Source organism: Micromonospora sp. NPDC004704 (genome assembly GCF_053601675.1).
Map to the genome: position 1 here is coordinate 176,040 of NZ_JBSGCD010000001.1, position 18,309 is coordinate 194,348.

18 protein-coding genes are annotated in these 18,309 nt (G+C 71.0%); 9 read left to right on the forward strand and 9 right to left on the reverse strand.

The genetic code is table 11. The features are described 5' to 3' along the window. Nucleotides 1–7 precede the first annotated feature (7 nt). The gene (locus ACWEFB_RS00830; protein ID WP_452280910.1) at nt 8–1,267 is read left to right on the forward strand and encodes an MFS transporter; all 1,260 of its coding nucleotides are present in this window, start codon (nt 8–10) and stop codon (nt 1,265–1,267) included. Here ACWEFB_RS00830 and ACWEFB_RS00835 read toward each other — a convergent pair. Continuing rightward, nucleotides 1,249–1,410 (reverse strand): GNAT family N-acetyltransferase, encoded by a 162-nt coding sequence (locus ACWEFB_RS00835; RefSeq protein WP_452281396.1) that lies wholly within the window; start codon nt 1,408–1,410, stop codon nt 1,249–1,251. The genes ACWEFB_RS00830 and ACWEFB_RS00835 overlap by 19 nt on opposite strands. 371 nt (nt 1,411–1,781) lie before the next feature. Here ACWEFB_RS00835 and zwf point away from each other — a divergent pair, with 371 nt between their 5' ends. Continuing rightward, nucleotides 1,782–3,284, forward strand: coding sequence for a glucose-6-phosphate dehydrogenase (gene zwf / locus ACWEFB_RS00840; RefSeq protein ID WP_452280912.1), 1,503 nt, complete (start codon nt 1,782–1,784; stop codon nt 3,282–3,284). Between the two features lie 171 nt (nt 3,285–3,455). Here the strand turns inward: zwf and ACWEFB_RS00845 are convergent, their stop codons facing one another. Continuing rightward, entirely contained in the window at nt 3,456–4,181 is a 726-nt protein-coding gene (locus tag ACWEFB_RS00845; protein WP_452280914.1) for a hypothetical protein, read from the reverse strand. A 183-nt stretch (nt 4,182–4,364) separates the two neighbouring features. Here ACWEFB_RS00845 and ACWEFB_RS00850 point away from each other — a divergent pair, with 183 nt between their 5' ends. Next, nucleotides 4,365–5,054 (forward strand): alpha/beta fold hydrolase, encoded by a 690-nt coding sequence (locus tag ACWEFB_RS00850; RefSeq protein ID WP_452280916.1) that lies wholly within the window; start codon nt 4,365–4,367, stop codon nt 5,052–5,054. 31 nt (nt 5,055–5,085) lie between these two features. On the opposite strand, the gene ACWEFB_RS00855 is transcribed toward ACWEFB_RS00850, so the two are convergent. The 5 genes from ACWEFB_RS00855 to ACWEFB_RS00875 are packed head-to-tail and all read right to left on the reverse strand — an operon-like array spanning nt 5,086 to nt 9,557. Further along, nucleotides 5,086–5,757 (reverse strand): biliverdin-producing heme oxygenase, encoded by a 672-nt coding sequence (locus tag ACWEFB_RS00855; RefSeq protein ID WP_452280918.1) that lies wholly within the window; start codon nt 5,755–5,757, stop codon nt 5,086–5,088. Beyond that, the gene (locus ACWEFB_RS00860; RefSeq protein WP_452280920.1) at nt 5,754–6,575 is read right to left on the reverse strand and encodes a heme ABC transporter ATP-binding protein; all 822 of its coding nucleotides are present in this window, start codon (nt 6,573–6,575) and stop codon (nt 5,754–5,756) included. The genes ACWEFB_RS00855 and ACWEFB_RS00860 overlap by 4 nt, the downstream gene beginning before the upstream one ends. After that, complete coding sequence (locus ACWEFB_RS00865; RefSeq protein WP_452280922.1) at nt 6,572–7,681, reverse strand: FecCD family ABC transporter permease; 1,110 nt, start codon at nt 7,679–7,681, stop codon at nt 6,572–6,574. The genes ACWEFB_RS00860 and ACWEFB_RS00865 overlap by 4 nt, the downstream gene beginning before the upstream one ends. After that, entirely contained in the window at nt 7,678–8,712 is a 1,035-nt protein-coding gene (locus ACWEFB_RS00870; RefSeq protein ID WP_452280924.1) for a heme/hemin ABC transporter substrate-binding protein, read from the reverse strand. The genes ACWEFB_RS00865 and ACWEFB_RS00870 overlap by 4 nt, the downstream gene beginning before the upstream one ends. Then, nucleotides 8,709–9,557: a hypothetical protein gene (locus tag ACWEFB_RS00875; RefSeq protein WP_452280927.1), complete on the reverse strand. Its 849-nt coding sequence runs from the start codon at nt 9,555–9,557 to the stop codon at nt 8,709–8,711. Before ACWEFB_RS00875 ends, ACWEFB_RS00870 begins: the two co-directional genes overlap by 4 nt. Nucleotides 9,558–9,772: 215 nt before the next feature. Here ACWEFB_RS00875 and ACWEFB_RS00880 point away from each other — a divergent pair, with 215 nt between their 5' ends. The 3 genes from ACWEFB_RS00880 to ACWEFB_RS00890 all read left to right on the forward strand — a co-directional run bounded on the left by ACWEFB_RS00880 (nt 9,773) and on the right by ACWEFB_RS00890 (nt 13,377). After that, nucleotides 9,773–11,293, forward strand: coding sequence for an HtaA domain-containing protein (locus ACWEFB_RS00880; protein ID WP_452280929.1), 1,521 nt, complete (start codon nt 9,773–9,775; stop codon nt 11,291–11,293). Nucleotides 11,294–11,362: 69 nt separating this feature from the next. After that, on the forward strand, nt 11,363–12,439 hold the full coding sequence (locus ACWEFB_RS00885; protein WP_452280931.1) for a WxL protein peptidoglycan domain-containing protein: 1,077 nt from the start codon (nt 11,363–11,365) through the stop codon (nt 12,437–12,439). A 2-nt stretch (nt 12,440–12,441) separates the two neighbouring features. After that, nucleotides 12,442–13,377 (forward strand): hypothetical protein, encoded by a 936-nt coding sequence (locus tag ACWEFB_RS00890; protein WP_452280933.1) that lies wholly within the window; start codon nt 12,442–12,444, stop codon nt 13,375–13,377. A 43-nt stretch (nt 13,378–13,420) separates the two neighbouring features. Here the strand turns inward: ACWEFB_RS00890 and ACWEFB_RS00895 are convergent, their stop codons facing one another. Beyond that, nucleotides 13,421–13,876, reverse strand: a complete 456-nt coding sequence (locus tag ACWEFB_RS00895) for a DUF6069 family protein (RefSeq protein ID WP_326558535.1) — start codon at nt 13,874–13,876, stop codon at nt 13,421–13,423. A gap of 181 nt (nt 13,877–14,057) precedes the next feature. Between ACWEFB_RS00895 and ACWEFB_RS00900 the strand changes: the two genes are divergently transcribed. The 3 genes from ACWEFB_RS00900 (at nt 14,058) to ACWEFB_RS00910 (ending at nt 17,261) form a co-directional block, all read left to right on the forward strand. Beyond that, nucleotides 14,058–14,420, forward strand: a complete 363-nt coding sequence (locus ACWEFB_RS00900; protein WP_326558534.1) for a YciI family protein — start codon at nt 14,058–14,060, stop codon at nt 14,418–14,420. After that, complete coding sequence (locus ACWEFB_RS00905) at nt 14,417–15,658, forward strand: RNA polymerase sigma factor (RefSeq protein ID WP_452280936.1); 1,242 nt, start codon at nt 14,417–14,419, stop codon at nt 15,656–15,658. Before ACWEFB_RS00900 ends, ACWEFB_RS00905 begins: the two co-directional genes overlap by 4 nt. Nucleotides 15,659–16,127: 469 nt before the next feature. Continuing rightward, nucleotides 16,128–17,261, forward strand: coding sequence for a hypothetical protein (locus ACWEFB_RS00910; protein WP_452280938.1), 1,134 nt, complete (start codon nt 16,128–16,130; stop codon nt 17,259–17,261). A gap of 172 nt (nt 17,262–17,433) precedes the next feature. Here ACWEFB_RS00910 and ACWEFB_RS00915 read toward each other — a convergent pair whose 3' ends face one another. Beyond that, the gene (locus tag ACWEFB_RS00915; RefSeq protein ID WP_452280940.1) at nt 17,434–18,138 is read right to left on the reverse strand and encodes a hypothetical protein; all 705 of its coding nucleotides are present in this window, start codon (nt 18,136–18,138) and stop codon (nt 17,434–17,436) included. Nucleotides 18,139–18,309 lie beyond the last annotated feature (171 nt).

Sequence of the window (18,309 nt, forward strand, 5' to 3'; positions counted from 1 at the left end):
GCGGACATTGGCCAGACGATCCCTGGGTCGGCAGTTCGGCTGGTTGTGGGCGGCATACGCGGTCAGTGCCTACGGCTCCGGGCTGGGGTTCGGCGCGTTGCCGCTGATCGCCGTACTGGTGCTGGAGACCAGCCCGGCCCAGGTCTCCGCGTTGGCCGCGGTGGGGCCGGCAGTGGGTGCGCTGATCGCGTTGCCGCTCGGGCCGTGGGTGGAGTTCCGCCGCAAGCGGCCGGTGATGGTCGCGATGGACCTGGTCCGGTTCGCGGCGATGATGACGATCCCCGTCGCGTACGCCCTCGGCCGGCTCGGGTTCGTGCAGTTGCTGGTCGTCTCGGTCGTCCTCGCTGCTGCCAAGATCGCCTTCGGGGCGGCCAGCGGCGCCTACCTCAAGTCCCTCGTCCGGACGGACGACCTGGTCGTGGCCAACGCGAGGTTCGAGTCGACGACCTGGAGCTCCATCGCGGTCGGGCCACCGCTGGGCGGGGCGGCGGTCGGCCTGTTCGGGCCGGTTGTCACCGTCGTGGCCGACGCGCTCAGCTACCTGCTCTCCGCGCTGGGCATCACGTCGATCCGCGGTCGAGAGGAGCACCCGCAGCGGACCGACAGGCGTCGGGTCCGAGCCGGTGATCTGCTCGACGGGTGGCGGTACCTCCTGGCCCATCCCGGTTTGCGGGCGCTGTACCTCAACCAGCTGCTCGTCGCCGGACTGATCATGGCCACCGAGCCGCTGTTGGCCGTGCTGCTGCTCGGGGAGCTCGGCTTCCCACCCTGGCAGTACGGCCTCGCCTTCGCCGCCCCCTGCGTCGGCGGACTCATCGGCTCACGCCTGGCCCCACGTGTCGTGGCCCGGTACGGCCAACACCGCATCCTTCGGGTCGTCGGCACGCTGCGCGCGGTCTGGCTGATCGGCCTCGCCCTCGTCCAGCCCGGCGTCGCCGGTCTCGCGACGGTGATCGCCATCGAGTTCGCGATCATCGTCAGTATGAGCCTGTACAACCCGGTGCTCGCTGCCTATCGGCTGGAACACACCCCCGACGACCGGGTCGCCCGCACCCTGTCGGCCTGGTCGATCAGCAGCGGCGCGGCCATCGCCATCCTCAGCGCGCTCGGCGGACTGCTCGCGCAAGCAACCAGCCCGCGTACGGCCATCGCGGTCGCGGGAGTGCTCATCCTCACCAGTCCGCTGCTGCTACCCCGCCGTCCAGAGCCCGCGCCTCGTGACTTCGTCGACGAGCGGGCAGCCGTGCGTCAGAGAGGCTTGTGGTAGACGACGATGTCGCACGGTGTGGCGAGGAACGGCAGCAGCGCAGGGTAGGCCTCGGGGAGTTCGCGCTCCCGCGCCCACCGCTCGGCGAAGGCGACCAGTTCGCGGCCGATGCCGAGGTTGCGATAAAGCGGACCCGACGTCAGCGGCCGGAACGGCGACCGGCAACGCTACTACGTCCGCGTGGCCGTGCACCGCCTGCGCCCCGTACGGCGGGGTCCGGACGTTGTCGGAAGTGACCTCCGACACTGGGGGAAGGAGTGCTTCGGCCGCCACGTTCAGCGGAGTGTGGCTCGGCCAGGGTGTTCCCGACGCACGACCGACCCTGTCCGGCGGACAGCCCGGACAGGCTGGCAAGCTTGCTGTATGGGGGACGGCGAGAGTGGTACGACTGGCATCGCCCCTACGCCGATGACCGTCGCCACAGCCGTCGACGGCGTGTTCGGTAACGCCTCTCAGCGACACTCAGACACTCGCGCGGGTCGACCGGCTCCGCGCGATTGGAGGACTCAGGACCATGGACAACGCCCCTCAGATCACGTCTGAGCGCAACGCACCACCAGCAACCCTGGTGATCTTCGGCGCCTCGGGTGACCTGACCCGCCGCAAGCTGATCCCCGCGGTGGCCAGCCTCGCCCGCCACCACCGGCTGCCCCGTGAGTTCGCCCTGGTCGGTGTCGCGCGTACGGCGATGAGTGACGAGCAGTTCGCCGACTCCGCCCTCAACGGTCACGGCCTGCGCGACCATCCGCAACTCGAAGGCGGAATCAGGTACGTCTCCGGCGGTTACGACGATCCGGACACGTACAAGCGCCTCGCCGAGACCCTCGACCAGCTCGACACCGAGCGCGGAACCGCCGGAAACCGCCTGTTCTACCTGTCGACTCCGGCCGAGGCGTTCGAGCCCGTCATCAACGGCCTCGCCGGTGCCGGGCTCAACCGTGCCCGGGAGGGCTCGTTCGCCCGGCTGGTGATCGAGAAGCCGTACGGTCGCGACCTCGCCACCGCCCGTGAGCTGGATGCGATCGTGCACTCCAGCTTCGACGAGCCGCAGGTCTTCCGGATCGACCACTACCTGGGCAAGGACACCGTCCAGAACGTGATCGCGCTGCGTTTCGCGAACTCGATCTTCCAGCCGATCTGGGACCGTAGCTGGGTCGACCACGTGCAGATCACCGTGGCCGAGACGCTCGGCGTCGGCACCCGCGGGGGCTTCTACGAGAGCGCCGGGGCGATGCGCGACATCGTGCAGAACCACGTGCTCCAGGTCCTCGCGCTCTCCCTGATGGAGCCGCCGGCCTCGTTCGACGCGGAAGGGCTGCGCAACGAGAAGGTCAAGCTGCTCCAGGCGATCCGGCTGCCCACCGACCGGGACATCGCCGACCTCGCCGTTCGCGGTCAATACACCCGCGGCGGCACCCGGGACGACCTGATGGCCGGCTACCGCGACGAGCCCGGCGTCGACCCGCTGTCGCGTACGGAGACGTACGCGGCGATGCGACTCAACGTCGACAACTGGCGCTGGGCCGGGGTGCCGTTCTACGTGCGCACCGGCAAGCGGCTGCCGGCCCGGGTCACCGAGGTGGCGTTGCAGTTCCAGCGGCCCCCGCACCTGCCGATCCCGACCGACCAGCTCACCGAACTGGACGCCGACGCGCTGATCCTGCGGATCCAGCCCAACGAGGGCATCTCGCTGCGCTTCGGCGCGAAGGTGCCCGGCCACTCGTTCCGGGTACGCACGGCGAGCATGGACTTCTCCTACGACAAGACGTTCCGGGAGGAGTCCCCGGAGGCGTACGAGCGGCTGCTGCTCGACGCGCTGCTGGGCGACCCGACGCTGTTCATCCGTACCGACGAGGTCGAGCAGTGCTGGCGGATCGTCGACCCGATCATCGAACACTGGGCCAAGGACTCGTCCCCGATCCCCACGTACGAGGCCGCATCCTGGGGTCCCACCGACGCCGAGCGCCTGATCGGCCGCAGTGGCCGTAGGTGGCGCAACGACGTCGGCGACTTCTGATCCCGGCACGGCCGCTCGATCCGTAACGTAGTTGGCCCGGCGCCAACCGCGTTGCTGCTGTCGGAAGGGCTGGTCCGTCGAGGGCCAGCCCTTCCTCATCAAGTCCTCGCCCCGTGCGCACCGCCGGTTCGGTGAAACGGGGGAGACGGTAGCCGGCGAGCCAGGTGACGGTCAGGCCGGTCCGGTGCCGGTGTCGTCGAAGACGGTGTCGTCGAACGGCGGCTCGGGGAAGGTCGAGCCGTACCTGCCGTCGAAGGCATGACGGGCGTGGGTGCGCATCCGCGGCCCGTACGTGGGGTCGGTTGCCAGTGCGGTGTAGCCGCCTTCGGGCATGCTGATGAGCCCGGCGGTGTCGGCCAGGTAGGCGTCGAAGCCCGGGTACATCAGTTCGATGCAGGGCAGGTCGTCGACGTCCAGGGAAAGCACCGGGTACTCGCCGGTCTCGTCGGGTTCGGTCACGGCGAACACCCGGCGGGAGTCCGAGCCGCCGGGCAGCAGGAAACACTCGGTGAACCGAGCCGAGACCGGACGGTAGAGCGTGGCCCAGGGCTCGCCGTACTCGGCCGCGGCCAGCTCACCGAGCGGACGCGGCGTCAGCCGGTGGCTGCCGTCCGGCGGGAACCAGCCGAACCGGGTGAGCAGGCTCGTGTCGTACGCCAGCCATCGGCGCAGGCTCGGCGGCAGCGGGCGGCCGCTGGGAAACCTCAACGTGGCCAGGACATCGGTCGGCACCGGGGTGGGTGGGCCGTCCAGCCAGGCGCCCGCCCACGGTGCGTACTCCAGGATCAGGTGCTCGGGCTTCGCCGAGATCGACGCGATCACCCGCTCGACCAGCCCCACGCCGTGCTCCGGTCCGCCCGTCTCGGAGGTGCCGATCCGATCGGTTGTGTCCGCCACGCTCGCTGATCCTCTCGACCCTCGCCGTCGATGCCCAGTGGAGGGTAACGAGCCAGTCAACCGCGACCGCCCCGAGATGGGCCGGCTCGAAGGTCGTCGTCGAGTGGGCAGGCGGTAGCAGTCGACCGCCCTCGCTTTTCGAGAATCGGTGAGGGGACCGGAGTCGCCGGATAAGGTGATGAAATGGCGGAAATGCCGACACTTGTCCTGATCCACGGTGCCTGGCACGGGTCCTGGTGCTGGGAACGCCTGTTGGTCGAACTGACGGACCTCGACGTTCGTGTCGGTGTGTTGCCGAGCACCGGACAGGACCCGGCCAGGTTGGGTGACCTGAGGGACGACGTGGTGGCGGTTCGCACGACGTTGACGGACATCACCGGTCCGGTGGTTGTCTGCGGACACTCGTACGGCGGAATCCCGGTCACCGAAGCCGCGGCCGGGCTGGACAACGTACGGCGGCTCGTCTACCTGTCCAGTCTCCCGCTCGACGCGGGTCAGTCCCTCTTCGACTTCACCAACCACGAATTCCCTTCATTCTGGGACGTGCACGAGGACGCGGGATACTTCGACGTACGCGATCCCCGGACCACTCTCTACCAGGACGTGGAATCCGGCATCGCGGACGAGATGGTGCCACGGCTCGGGCATCAGGCGCTGGCTTCGGCGACCCAGCCGGTGAACCGGGCGGGTTGGCGGGAGATCGCCAGCACCTACGTCATCTGTGCGGAAGACGCGGCGTTTCCACTGGCCGGGCAGGAGGCACTGGCCCAGCGGTGCGAATCGGTCCTGCGCCTCGACAGCGGGCACTCGCCATTCTTCTCCCAGCCCGCCACATTGGCGGAACTGCTGCGTGAAGAGCTGACCCGCGACTGACGTACCCAGCCAGCCGTGCGGTGCCGTGAGCCTACGGGGTCGCGGGGTGGGCGGCGCCGAGCTGGTGGAACATCTCCCGGTTGAGGTCGAAGGCGATCACCGCTTCGGATGCCGTCCGTTCGGACTCGGGCGCGTCCAGTGCCAGGGCGTCCAGCCGGTCGCGGTACTCCCGCTTGAACCTGCCCCGGCTCGGGATGCGATCGAACTGGTAGAACCGGGTGCCGTCGTCCGTGGTGAAGCCGTAGGTGCGGCGTACCGCGGCGGCGACGAACGCGCCGCCGGAAAGGTCGCCCAGGTAACGGGTGTAGTGGTGGGCGATGAAGCCGGCCGGCCAGGTGAAGCAGACCTCACGCAACCGGTCACGGTAGGCCTCGGTCGCGGCACCGGGCGCGATCTGCTCCCGCCACCCCGGCCCGAGCAGGAACGCGAGGTCCTCGGCCAGCCGGGGGAGCCGGGTCAACTCGTCGGCCACGAACGGACCGGCCACCGGGTCGTCGCGCATCGCCTCGGCGGCCTGTTCGAGGGTCTCGTAGAGAAAGTAGTGCTGGGCGACCAGGGCGGCGTATCCCGCGAGGGGGATCTTCCCGGCGATCAGCGCGGTGGTGTACGGGGTCGACTCGGCCGCGCGGTGGGCCGCGTCGGTTGCCGTACGGAGCCGGGCGGCGAGACCGTTCGCCTCGGTCAGAACCGGTGTGTCGTTCATCGTTTGTCCTCTGTGGATCGAATTGGCAGCACCAGCGGGGTTCCGGTGCGGGGATGGGGGAGTATCTCGATCTCGTGCCGGTACGCCGCGCTGAGCCGGTCCGCGGTCAGGACCCGTTCCGGGGGACCGTCGGTGACCAGCCGGCCGTCGGAGAGCAGCGCGATGCGATCGGCGTACGCGGCCGCCAGCCCCAGGTCGTGCAGCACGGCCACCACCGTGTCCCCGGCTCGGGCCCGAGCTCTGGCGACCCTCAGGACCAGCTCCTGGTGGTGCAGGTCGAGTGCCGCGGTCGGCTCGTCGAGCAGCAGGATCGGGGTGCGCTGGGCCAGCACCCGGGCCAGCGCCACCCGTGCCTGTTCGCCGCCGGACAGGGCGGGGAAGGGGCGGCCGGCAAGGTCCTCGATCTCGGTAAGCCGCATCGCCTCGGCGATCGCCTCGTTGTCCTGCGCCTGCTCGGGGCGCCCGGCCCATGGCGCCCGGCCCATGGCCACCACCTCGCCCGCGGTGAACGGGAACGCCAGCGTCGTACGCTGCGGCAGCATCGCCCGTCGGCGCGCGAGCTGGCCGGGTGTCCACGCGGACAGCGCCGAACCCTGGACCCGGATCTGTCCGCCGGCCACCCGGAGGTCACCGCAGAGCGCGGCGAGCAGGGTTGACTTGCCGGCACCGTTCGGGCCGACCAGGGTGAGCAGTTCGCCGGCCCGGACGTCCACGCTCACGTCCCGCAGGACGAGCCGGTCACCGAGCCGGACCCGTAGGTCGCGTACCTCGATCGGGACCGTCATGGTGACGGGCGCGGGGCGCGGTGGTGGGTTCACGCCCAGCCTCCGGCGCGGCTGCGGGTCCGGCGGAGCAGCCAGAAGAAACAGGGGCCGCCGACGACCGCGGTCAGTACGCCCAGCGGTAGTTCCTGGTAGTCGACGAGGGTCCGGGCGGCCAGGTCCGCGGCGACCACGATGATCGCCCCGCCGAGGGCGCTCGCGGGGATCAGCACCCGGTGCCCGGGTCCGGTGACGAGCCGGATCAGGTGTGGCACCACCAGGCCGACGAAGCTGATGATTCCGGTGAACGCGACCGCGGAGGCCGCGAGCAGGGCGGTTACCGTGATTATCACGATCCGCAGTCGTTCGACCGGTACACCGAGGTGCTGAGCCGGTCGCTCGCCGAGCGCGAGCAGGTCCAGCCGGCCGGCGGCGGCCAGCGCGGCGCCGATCCCGACCACGGCGCAGGGCAGGGTGACCGCGACGCTGGCCCAGGTGGCCTGGGCGAGGCTGCCCAGTTGCCAGAACGCGATGGCCCGGACCGCGTCCGCGTCACCGAAGAACATCAGCAGGCCGAGTACGGCACCGGCGACCGCGTTGACCGCGATACCGGTCAGGACCAGGGTCACCACTTCGGTACGGCCGTCGGCGCGGGACATCGCGTAGACGAGCAGGGTGGTCAGCAGTCCGGTGACGAACGCCGCCGCGGCGACGGTCCAGCCGCCGAGGGTGGAGATTCCGGTGACGATGGTGGCGGCGGCGCCGACGGCCGCACCGGAGGAGACGCCGATGATGCCGGGTTCGGCGAGCGGGTTGCCGAAGACGCCCTGCATAAGCGCTCCGGCGCAGCCGAGGGACGCGCCGACGACAACGGCCAGGCTGACCCGGGGAAACCGGACCACCCACAACGCGTTCTCGCCCTGCGCGGCACCGGGGAGCGGACCGACGGGCAGGCCGAGCCGGTGCAGGACGGAGCCGAGCACCTCGGCCGGTGACACGTGCACCTGCCCGGTGCCGGCCGCGACCAGGCAGATCAGCACCAGCCCGGCGGTCAGTCCGGCGAGGAGTATCCCGTTGCGGCGCCGGGTGCCCGGTGGGCCGACCGGTCCTGCTCCGGGGGTGCGGGACCGCGTCGGTGACGCGGTGACGGGTTCTGCGCTCACGGTCGGTTGTCCCCGCACTCGTACACCGCCTTGGCCAGGGCGCTGATGGCGAGGCCGGTTCGGGCGCCGAAGTTGAGCAGGATCCCGTCGTCCATGTCGACGATGCGCCGGTCGCGCCCGGCCGGGGTCTGCGCCACGCCCGGCATCGCGAGCAGCCCGTTGACGCCCTTGACCGATTCGAGTCCCTCGGTCATCACCAGGATCACGTCCGGAGCCGCATTGATCAGACCTTCGCTGGTCAGCGGGCGGAACTTCTCCAGTCCGATCTCGGTGCCGGCGTCGACCGCGCCGATCGCCCGGATCATCTCGTCCGAGCCGGCGCCTTCGCCTGCCATCAGGTACACCCCGGCGGTGCCGCGCAGGTAGAGGAAGGCGATGCGGGGTGGGCGACCCTCCGGTGCGGTGCGACGGGCGGCCGCGACGTCGGCGTCGACCCGGCCGACCAGCGCCTCTCCGGCAGCCGGGACGCCCAGCGCCGCCGCGATCGCCCGAATGTGCCGGGACACCGCAGTCAGGGTCTGTTCGTCGTCGATCAGCACCACCGGGATGCCGGACCGGCGGAGCTGGTTGAGCACCTCCGGCGGCCCGATGCTGTCGTCGGCGATCACGACGGTGGGGTTGAGTCGGAGAATCGCCTCACCGGAGAGGTCGTGTCCGGCCGGGGTGACCCGTGGCAGGTGGGCTGCGGCGGGGAAGGTGGTGGCGGTGTCCCGCCCCACGACCCGGTCGCCGAGGCCGAGGCTGAAGACGATTTCGGCGATCGAGCCGTACAGGTTGACCGGCAGGATCCGGCTGGTGTCGGTCACCGTCACGCTCGTACCGTCCGCGGAGGTCACGGTGACCGGCAGTCCGGCCGGCGGGTTGGTCGCCACCGGGACCACGTCTGTGGAATCGACCCGTGCGGTCGACGGGCCGCAGCCGGCGGCCGGGTCGCGGTCTGCCTCGGCGGTGGCGCCGGCGCAGCCGGCGAGGCCGAGGACGGCGAGCAGGGCCAGGGCGGCGCCGTGGGTGGGTCGGGGCCGGCGGATCATGCGGCACCGCGCCGGTTGCGGCGCCGGAGCACGAGTACGCCGACCAGCGCGGCCACGACGAGGGCCAGCGCGCCGGTCCACAGGCGACCGGTGGAACTGCTCTCGCTGACCCGGGTCACCTCGATCGGGCCGGCGGCGGCCGTCCCGCCACCCGGTCCGTCGACCGGGCCGGTCACCGCTGTGCCGGTGGCCGGCGTACCGGCGGCGCTCGACGTGCCGGCCGGTCCCGGTGCGGTGGTGGTGGGCCGGGTGTCGGGGCGGGTGGTGGCGGCACCGGTACGCGCCGGCGTCGGGCCGGTGGTCGCCCCGGCGGTCGGGGCAGGTGGTGTCGCGAAGCTCACCGGGACGAGTACGTCCTGCGTACGGTCACTGGTGCGGGTGTGGTCGCTGCGGGTGGCCACCACGCACCTGCGTACGGTGCAGTCGACGTCGCCGATCTTCGCGCTGACCTTGATCTGGACCCGGAACGTGCCGTTCGGGCCGTACGGGATGGCCAGTCCCTCGCCGTACGAGGGTGGGTTGGACGAGATCCAATGGGAGGCGCCCGAAGTGCCGCTGGTGTCCGCGCCGCCGCCGCACGGTGAGGGCAGCACGCCCTTGTCGTTGTCGACGCAGTACGCGACGTAGATCCCCTTGTTGGTGTCGTAGCCGGAGCCGGAGACGGTGATCGTCTCCCCGGCCCGGTTGATCCCGGCCGTCTTGCCGACCGTGAGGCGTTGTCCGTTCGGGCCCTGACCGACCGTGTCGGCGGAGGCTGTTGAGGGGGGCAGCACGCCGGTCGCGACCGCGCTGAGCAGGAGGACCGTGCCGGTGAGGCGACGGCGCAGCCCTGGACGAGTGGACATCGGGATTACTCCGGTTGGTTGACGACCGACTGATAAGGGTTGCCTAACCTAAGACTGGATGCAGTCGAAGGACAAGCGTCTGACCGGCTCGTTTCTTGTGGATCAACAGCGTCGACCTGTTGTCCGGGTGCCGGGTTGACCGCAACTTAGCCGAGGCTAACCTAAGTTGCTCTTGGGGGAACGTGTTCCCCCGGTCTTCTCGGAAAGGAAGCAGGATGGGCAGACTGAACGCCGGCAACGCCCGGCGTACGTCGCTGCGATGGACGGCCGCGGTTGTCCTCGGTGCCGCCGCCTCGATCGTCGCGGTGGCACCCGTGGCGGCGGCCCCGGTGGACGTCACCGCAGGTGACCTCGACTGGGGATTCAAGGCCTCGTTCCGTAACTACGTGTCCACCGGTAACGGCAATCCGCCGATCGCGGTCGCCGACGGTGCCACCCGCAACGCGGACGGCACCTTCAGGTTCGCCGCCCTCGACGGCTCGTACGACCCGGCGACCGGGGCGGCGACCGTCCACTACGGCGGCACGGTGGTGCTGTCGTACCCGGCTCACTTCTTCAAGATCACCATGGCCAACCCCACGGTGGTCCTGGCAGGGGAAACGGGATCGCTGCTCGCCGACGTCGACCTTGAGGTCAGCGGCGGCGGTTTCGAGCCGGTGTCGGTCGACCAGGCCGCGATCGCGACCCTGGACGCGTCCGCCGGCCCGCAGTCCTCCGGCACGACGGTGACCTGGACCAACCTGGCCGCGACCATGACCGAGATCGGGGCGTCGGCGTTCGCCGGCTTCTACGGTGCCGGCACGGTCCTGGACCCGGCGACGTTCAGTTTCACCTCCGCCGGAGCGCCGGCGGCGCCGGCCGTCTCGGTCACCCCGTCGACCGGCATCGACCCGGAACAGGCGACCGTCACCGTCACCGGCTCGGGCTTCAACCCCGACGGTGCCGGCGGCAACGGCGTCTACGTCGCCTTCGGACCGAAGAACGACACCGACTACTGGGTCAACGCCCGGCGCTACAAGTCGGTGAAGTGGGTGAACAAGAACGTCACCACCCCGAGCGCGGGGCAGGACACGCTGAACGGCGACGGAACCTTCAGCACCACGCTGTCGGTCGCCGCGAAGTACACCGACGGCAACGGCAACGCCGTCGACTGCACCACGGTGCAGTGCTACATCCTGACCTTCGCCGCGCACGGCTTGGCCGACCGGAGCCAGGACACCTTCACCCCGGTCAGTTTCGCCGGCACCCCCGGGTCCGGCGGCAGCGCCGAACAGGAGATCACCGCGCAGGTCCGCCAGACCGGCGCGCTGATCCTGGCCTCGGCCGGATCGACCGTCGCCCTCGGCGCGGTCGACCCCGGCGGTACGGCGACCGGCAACCTCAACAAGGTCACCGTCACCGACCAGCGGGGCACCAACGCCGGCTGGAGCCTGGTCGGCCAGGTGGAGAACTTCACCAGTGCCGCCGGTGGTGTGATCGCCGCCGACAACCTCGGCTGGACGCCGAATGCGTCGGTGGTGAACGACGGGCTGGTCGGCACACCGGGAGTGGTCACGTCGGGCGCGGTGGCCAACCCCGGTGCGGGCACGGGTCTGGGCACCGCCCGGGCTCTGTGCACCTCGGCGGCCGGCGCGAGCGCCGGACAGTTCGAGTGCGGGGCACGGCTCGACCTCGGTGTACCGGCGTCAACCTCGCCGGGTGACTACACCGCGACCCTGACCGTCACCCTGTCCTGACCCCTACGGCAGCGGCGTCCGATCTGTGGACCGGACGCCGCTGCCGCCGCCCCTTCCGCGGAGCTGCACATGATCCACCGATCGCTGCCGGCGCTGGCCGTGGCCCTGATCGCCGTCCTGTCCGCGTCGCCCGGCCATGCCGCGCCCGCGGCGTCACCCGCTGCCGACATCACCTGGGCGGTGCAACCCTCCAGCGCCTCCGGACCCACCGGGCGCAGCTACTTCGCCTACGACGCCAGCCCCGGACAGCGCATCGACGACCATGTCGCGATCACCAACCTCGGCAGCACGCCGTTGACGCTCACCGTGTACGCCACCGACGCGTTCACCACCATCGACGGCGGATTCGGGCTGCTGCCGGCGAGCCAACCTCCGACCGGGCCCGGTGCCTGGACGAGCGTCGGGTCGCGTACCCGGACGGTCCCCGCCGGGCAGCGGGTGGTCGTCCCGTTCCACCTCGACGTACCCGCCAATGCCACACCGGGGGACCACAGCGGTGGCCTGGTCGCCTCGGTGACCGGGGTGGGCACCGACGCCGGCGGGCAGCGGGTCAACCTGGACCGGCGGGCCGCCGCCCGCATCTACCTTCGCGTGGCCGGGCCCCTGCACCCGTCGCTCCAGGTCGAGACGCTACGGGTGACGCACCACAACCCGCTGAACCCGTTCGGCGGCGGCACCATGACGATCCGCTACCAACTGCGCAACACCGGCAACGTACGGATCGGTGGCACCGGTCAGGTCGCCGTCACCGGCCTGCTCGGCTGGTCCCTGGCCCGTACCGGGAACCTCGAACTGCCCGAGCTGCTACCCGGATCGGCCATCGAGGTACGCGAGCGGGTCACCGGGCTACCGGCAGCCGGCCGGCTGACCGTCGCGGTCCTGGTGACCCCATCCACGATGGACGTACCGCTGCCTCGGGTGACCCGTACCAGTGGTGTCTGGGCCCCACCGTGGCTCCTGGTCGCGGCGCTGGCGCTGCTCGGCGTGGTCGCGGTGGTCCGGCGCATCCGACGCCGCCCGGCCCGCCGCACCGCCGACGCCCCGGTACCCGCCCCCGAGGCCGGTAGGACCGCCCCCGAGGCGGCTGTGACCGGTTCCGGGGGACCCGGCAGCGAGGCCGTGGCGGCCACCGACGGGCGGGTGTGACGGTGGCCGGCGTCCCCGCCCTGATGTTCGTGACCACGGTGCTGGCCACCGCCGTCCTGGCTCCGGCCACCCCCACCGCATCCCCGACCGGGTCGGCGCCCGTGATCACCATCGACCGGGACCGGACGGCGCCCGGCGACCGGATCATGGTCCGGCTCGGTGGCTGGCCGGCCGGCACCACCGCTGTCGAGATCTGCGGCAACAACGGCCGGCGCGGGTCGGCGGACTGCGCCGTGCACGACTCGCTGCAGACCTACGTCTCGACGGCCGGGACCGCGACCATCACCCTGACCGTGACCGCGCCGCCCGTCGGCTGCCCGTGCGTGGTCCGGGTGACCAGCCTGAACGGCAGCCTCGGCGGCACGGTGCCGGTGGTCGTCGCCGGGGTCACCGCCCCGCCGGTGCCACCGGAAACCATGGCGGCGTCGCCGGGCGTCGCCGCGATCGAGGTCACCCGGGTCGCCGTGACGGGGGACTGGTCCTGGCCGGCCCTGCTCGGCGGCCCGGCGACACGCATCCTGCTCGTCGACGTACGCAACAACGGCACCGCACCGGTGGTCGAACCCGCGATCACGGTGACGCTCGGCCGGGGTGCCAACCCGACCGGGTTCGTGCCCCCGCCCCTGCTCGACACCCTGCAACCGGGCGAGCAGCGGACCGTACGTCTACCGATGACCATCGGTGCGCCCGCCGTCGGCAGCTACACCGTCCGGGGTGAGGTGGGCGGGCCGGACGGGCCGGCCCGGTTCAGTGCCACCATCGTCAGCTACCCGTGGGGACTGGTCGGTGTCGCCGCCGTTCTCGTCGCCGCGTTCGCCCTGGCCGAGCTGCGCCGCTCGCGCCGACCCGCCCGCCGGCCGGCTACTCCGGCCCACCCACGACCAGCATCCGCTCCGCCCACGCCGCCCGGGCCGGGCGCCGTGGACGGTCGGCACTGATCCACCCGGGCGGCCTGCCCGAGGCAGGCCGGGTGCCGGTCGGTCAGCGGGTGCCGGGCCGGTCGGGGAGGCGGTCGAGCCGGCGGGTGACGATCGGGATGACGATCAGCGCGGCGACGACGTGCGACAGGGCGAGCATCACCTTGGTCGAGGTCGCGGTGGCACCGGCGAGGTACGGCCCCGCCATCGACACCACGGTCAGCGCGATCGTCGTCCACAGGTAGGTACGGGCGGGGCGGCGGGCGTACCGGGCGAGCAGGACCGCGAGGATCGTGCCCCAGAACACGGAGATCACCGTGCCCATGGCGAACATGCCGACGTTGACCGGCTCGGCGACCGTGGCGCCCGTGCCTCCCGCCATCATCGGCACCCCCACCGCGCGGGCGGCCAGGCCGAAGATCTCCGTCGCGACGGCCGCTGCCAGTCCGGCCAGCGCGCTGACCTGCCACACCGGCCGGGTGGTGAGCATGTTGTCGGCCCGGATCGTGATCGTGTTCATGGTGTCTCTCCCGTTGTCCGGTTGTTTGGTGCTTCTGTGGGAAAGACGAAGCAGTGCTGTCCGGTTCGACAGATCCGGCCGAGGAAACTTTTTTCCGGTAAGCATGTCGAGGACGGTGCGGCGGCTCCGTTCACCAGGTGACAGCGCCGGCACGGTGCACGAACCGGAAGGAACGACCCTGATGAAGTACCTGCTGATGATCTACGGCAATCAGGAGAAGTGGGATTCGATCCTGGCCGAGAACTGGCCCGAGGAGATCGCCAAGCAGGACGCGTTCAACCGGAAGTACCAGGCGAACGGCGAGCTGCTCGGCGCGTACGGGCTGGCCGACGCGGCGGCGAGCCGGCTGGTCCGGCGTACGGACGGCGCCCCGGCGGTCACCGACGGGCCGTACCTGGAGACGAAGGAGTACATCGCCAGCTTCTACCTGTTCGACTGCGAGAACGAGCAGCGGGCGTACGAGATCGCCGCCGAGATGCCGTGGGCGCACATCGAGCCGGTCGAGGTGTGGCCGATCCTGCACGAGGCGCCCGCCAGCCTGTGAAGGTCGATCGGGGGGTCGAGGACCTGCTGCGCGAGCTGGCGCCGCAGGTCCTCGGCGCGCTGGTCCGCCGGTACGGGCAGTTCGACACCTGCGAGGACGCGACCCAGGAGGCCCTGCTCCGGGCTGCGGTGCGCTGGCCCACCGAGGGCGTACCGGACAACCCCCGCGCGTGGCTGATCACCGTCGCCACCCATCGCCTCCTCGACGAGGTGCGCAGCGAGCAGGCGCGGCGGCGGCGCGAGGAGACGATATTCGCCGCCACCCCGCAGTCGGAGCTGCTCGGCCGGCCCGCGGACGTCGAGCCGGACGCCGACCGAGACGACTCACTCGCCCTGCTCTTTCTCTGCTGCCACCCGGCGCTGTCGCCGCCCAGCCAGATCGCGCTGACCCTGCGCGCGGTCGGCGGTCTCACCACCGCCCAGATCGCTGCGGCGTTCCTGGTCCCCGAGGCGACCATGGCACAACGCATCAGCCGGGCCAAGCAGACCATCAGGAGCAGCGGTACGACCTTCGCGCTGCCCGAGGGAGCGGAGCGGGCCGAGCGACTGCGTGCCGTACTGCACGTGCTGTACCTGCTCTTCAACGAGGGGTACACCGCCACCACCGGGCCGGAGCTCACCGCGCCCCGGTTGTCCGACGAGGCGATCCGGCTCACCACCTGGCTGCGACGACTGCTGCCGCACGACGGTGAGGTGACCGGGCTGCTGGCCCTGATGCTGCTCACCGAGGCCCGCCGGCCCGCCCGTACGGCGCCCGACGGCTCCCTGGTGCCGCTCGACGAACAGGACCGCCGTACCTGGGACCGAAAACTGATCACCGAGGGGCTCAACCTCCTCACGGAGGCACTGGACCGGGGCCCGGTCGGCCCGTACCAGGTGCAGGCCGCCATCGCCGCCGTCCACGACGAGGCCGAGCACCTGGACGCCACCGACTGGCCCCAGGTACTCGGCCTGTACGACCTGCTGGAACAGCTCGCACCGGGCCCGATGGTCACGCTCAACCGCGCGGTCGCCGTTGCCATGGTCCACGGACCGTCGGCGGGGCTGGTCCTACTGGAAGCGCTGGGCGCCGACAACCGGATGGCACGCCACCACCGTTTCCTTGCGACCCGCGGCCACCTGCGCGAGATGGCCGGCGAACGGGATGCCGCCGCAGCCGACTTCCGGGAGGCCGCCCGCCGTGCGACCAGCCTCCCGGAGCGCCGCCACCTCACCGCCCGCGCCGCCCGCCTCGACTGACGGGTCACGACGTGTGGGCTCCGGAAGGTCGGTGGACCTGATCGTCGATGATGCTGCCGGCGTTTTCACCCGAACATGTGCTTTATTCGCATAAGCCGTGCTTGTCCCCATGATCTCCGTACCGTGAATTTCCATGGTTGCGACGATGCGCAGCCTCCGCGCGACAGGTCGGTGCGGCGGTGTCCGATATGAAGGGCAGGGAAGTGTTATGTCCGGTTGTCACGGGGGCTACGGAGATCCCGAACAGTCCGCACCGCGGCCGACGGGGCGGCGATGGCTTCTGGCCACGGGCCTCGTAGCCGGGGGTGTGGCGGCGGGTCTGGCGGGCCTTGCCGCCCTCACCCCGGTCGGGGACAGCGCCCCCACCGGTCCGAGCCTGGAGCGGCTCGCCGCGACCGGCGCCCCAGAACCCGCCCCCGGCATGAATTCGGAGGGTGCGTCGCCCGACGGGCCCCACGAGGTGAAGCCCGTGCCCTGTGACGCGGGGGAGCTCGTCGCCGCGATCGCGCTCGCCAACGCCGCAGGCGGAGGCGATCTCAAACTCGCGTCGAAGTGCACCTACACCCTCGCCGCCGTCGTGGACCGAGGTGACGAGAAGATCAGTGACAGGTCCGGCCTGCCGGTGATATATCAACCGATCAGCATCGTGGGTGAGGGCGCCACCATCGTGCGGGACGCGAAGTCCGAAGAATTCCGGTTCTTCACCGTCCGGGATGGTGGCGAGCTGAAGCTGAGCGATCTCACCCTGTCGAACGGACGTGCCGCCGACGGCGGCAGCATCCGGATCGACCATGGCGGCACCGCGGTCGTCGAGCGCACCACGATCACCGAGAGCGCCGCGCTCGCCCCCGAGGGAGGTGGCGGTGGGATCTTCAACGATGGCCACCTGACCCTCGTCGAAGGCAAATTCCGTGACAACAACGCCGCAGGTTGGGCGGGCAGGGGTGGGGGCCTGCTCAACGGGGGTGTCCTTACGGTGAAGTGGACGGAGTTCACCAACAACCGTGCCGGCGGGTTCGGTGGCGGGTTCGCGAACTACCAGGGCGCGGCCGACATCAGCGAGAGCACCTTCGTCCACAACGCCGCGGGCGAGGGCGGCGGTATCGCCAGCTACGCCGCCCGGACCAAGGTCTGGCAAACCAGGGTCACCGCCAACACCGCCAGGGTTGGCGGCGGCGTCGCCAACAAGGACGCCACGATCACCCTTCGCGACCTCACGATCGACCACAACACCTCGGACGTTGCCGGCGGCGGGATTTCGACCGTCCAGGGTCTGCTCACCGTCGACGACAGCACCGTCGTGGACAACAGCACGGCCGGGGACGGCGGCGGCATCTCCGCCGAGCGGTCGACAGTACTCGTACGGCACAGCGAGAGCAGCCGTAACAAGGCGCTCGGCCCGGAGTCGAAGGGCGGCGGCGTCTCCGTAGCAGGGGGACAGGCGTCCCTGTTCAGAAGCAAGGTGACCGAGAACAGCGCCGCCGAGAAACCGGGCGGTGTGTTCGCGAAGGATGTCGCGGTCAAGGTCGACGACCAGACCGTCATCAGCGGAAACCAGCCGTGCGGGAACGCTCGGCAGGAAGTTGGCACCTGCCTGGGCTGATCACCGCCAGGCGAATCCTCGGCCGAAAGCGGAACCGCCAAGCACTCCGGGGCGCACCCGGCCATCCCGGCACACGATCCGTCGGATCGTTTTCCCGGAAGGCCGGGTGCGGCCTGCTACCTACCCGACCGGTGGTGGGGCGGGGCGGGTGCGGCCCCGGTACGCCCTCGGGCTATTCCCCAGCCGGGAAGGCGTAGCTCGACGGCGGGTCCGCCTGCTGCGCGGGGGTGCCGTAGACAACCGCGATCTCGTCGTGCGCGTGCAGGATGATCCCCGCCGGGTTTCCGGTGGCGGGCTTGCCGTTGACGTACGCCTGGAGCACCTTGCCGTCACCCGCGTGGAGCCCGCCGATCTGGTCGGCCGACAGCGACACCTGCCACTCGGTGAACAGTTGCCCCAGGCTGAAGTCGGCCTGCACCGGCGATTCGATGTGCAGCACCCCGGTGGTGTCGTGGGTGTGCAACGGGCTGATCTGCCCGGCGGACTCGTCTATGCCGAGGCTCGCCGGCACTACGACCGGCTGCCCGTCGACGAAGACGTCGAGGTGGGCGTGGATGTGCTCGACGGTGCCCTCGGCGCCGAGCATGGGCAGCCCGGCGGCGCGTACCTGGGTGCTGGCGTCGGAGGGTGCCGACCACGGCGGCTGGTCCGTGCGTCCCTGGGCGGTGGCGAGAGGTGTGGCCGGGATTGTCTGCGCGGCTGCCCCGTTGTCCGGTCGGTCGAGCGTGACCACCAGGCCGACGGCCACCAGGACCGCCGCGACCAGGCCGATCGCCGCGCCGGTCAGCAGTCGCCGTACCCGGCGCTCCCGGTGCCTCGCGCGCTGCGTTGCCCTGCGGGCCGCGGCGGCGCGTTCCTTCCGACTCTCACTCGGCATGGTCGTCATCCCTCGCAATGTGCGCATGAAGAATCAGCCGGGCTCCTCGGCCGACGGGCCGGCGGATCACCCGGCAGGGGTGTCTGACCGCACCCGACCTGGTGGGCGGTGGCGCGGCAGGTCCAACGATGCGCGGTCCGGGTGGGAAAACCCGGGGAGTCTCCTGGACGT

Bases quoted from the DNA above. Each gene is read 5' to 3' on its own strand.
- ACWEFB_RS00875 (WP_452280927.1), bottom strand. From the start codon at position 9,557: ATGTCCACTCGTCCAGGGCTGCGCCGTCGCCTCACCGGCACGGTCCTC.
- ACWEFB_RS00885 (WP_452280931.1), top strand. From the start codon at position 11,363: ATGATCCACCGATCGCTGCCGGCGCTGGCCGTGGCCCTGATCGCCGTC.
- zwf (WP_452280912.1), top strand. From the start codon at position 1,782: ATGGACAACGCCCCTCAGATCACGTCTGAGCGCAACGCACCACCAGCA.
- ACWEFB_RS00895 (WP_326558535.1), bottom strand. From the start codon at position 13,876: ATGAACACGATCACGATCCGGGCCGACAACATGCTCACCACCCGGCCG.
- ACWEFB_RS00880 (WP_452280929.1), top strand. From the start codon at position 9,773: ATGGGCAGACTGAACGCCGGCAACGCCCGGCGTACGTCGCTGCGATGG.
- ACWEFB_RS00855 (WP_452280918.1), bottom strand. From the start codon at position 5,757: ATGAACGACACACCGGTTCTGACCGAGGCGAACGGTCTCGCCGCCCGG.
- ACWEFB_RS00900 (WP_326558534.1), top strand. From the start codon at position 14,058: ATGAAGTACCTGCTGATGATCTACGGCAATCAGGAGAAGTGGGATTCG.
- ACWEFB_RS00870 (WP_452280924.1), bottom strand. From the start codon at position 8,712: ATGATCCGCCGGCCCCGACCCACCCACGGCGCCGCCCTGGCCCTGCTC.
- ACWEFB_RS00915 (WP_452280940.1), bottom strand. From the start codon at position 18,138: ATGCCGAGTGAGAGTCGGAAGGAACGCGCCGCCGCGGCCCGCAGGGCA.
- ACWEFB_RS00850 (WP_452280916.1), top strand. From the start codon at position 4,365: ATGGCGGAAATGCCGACACTTGTCCTGATCCACGGTGCCTGGCACGGG.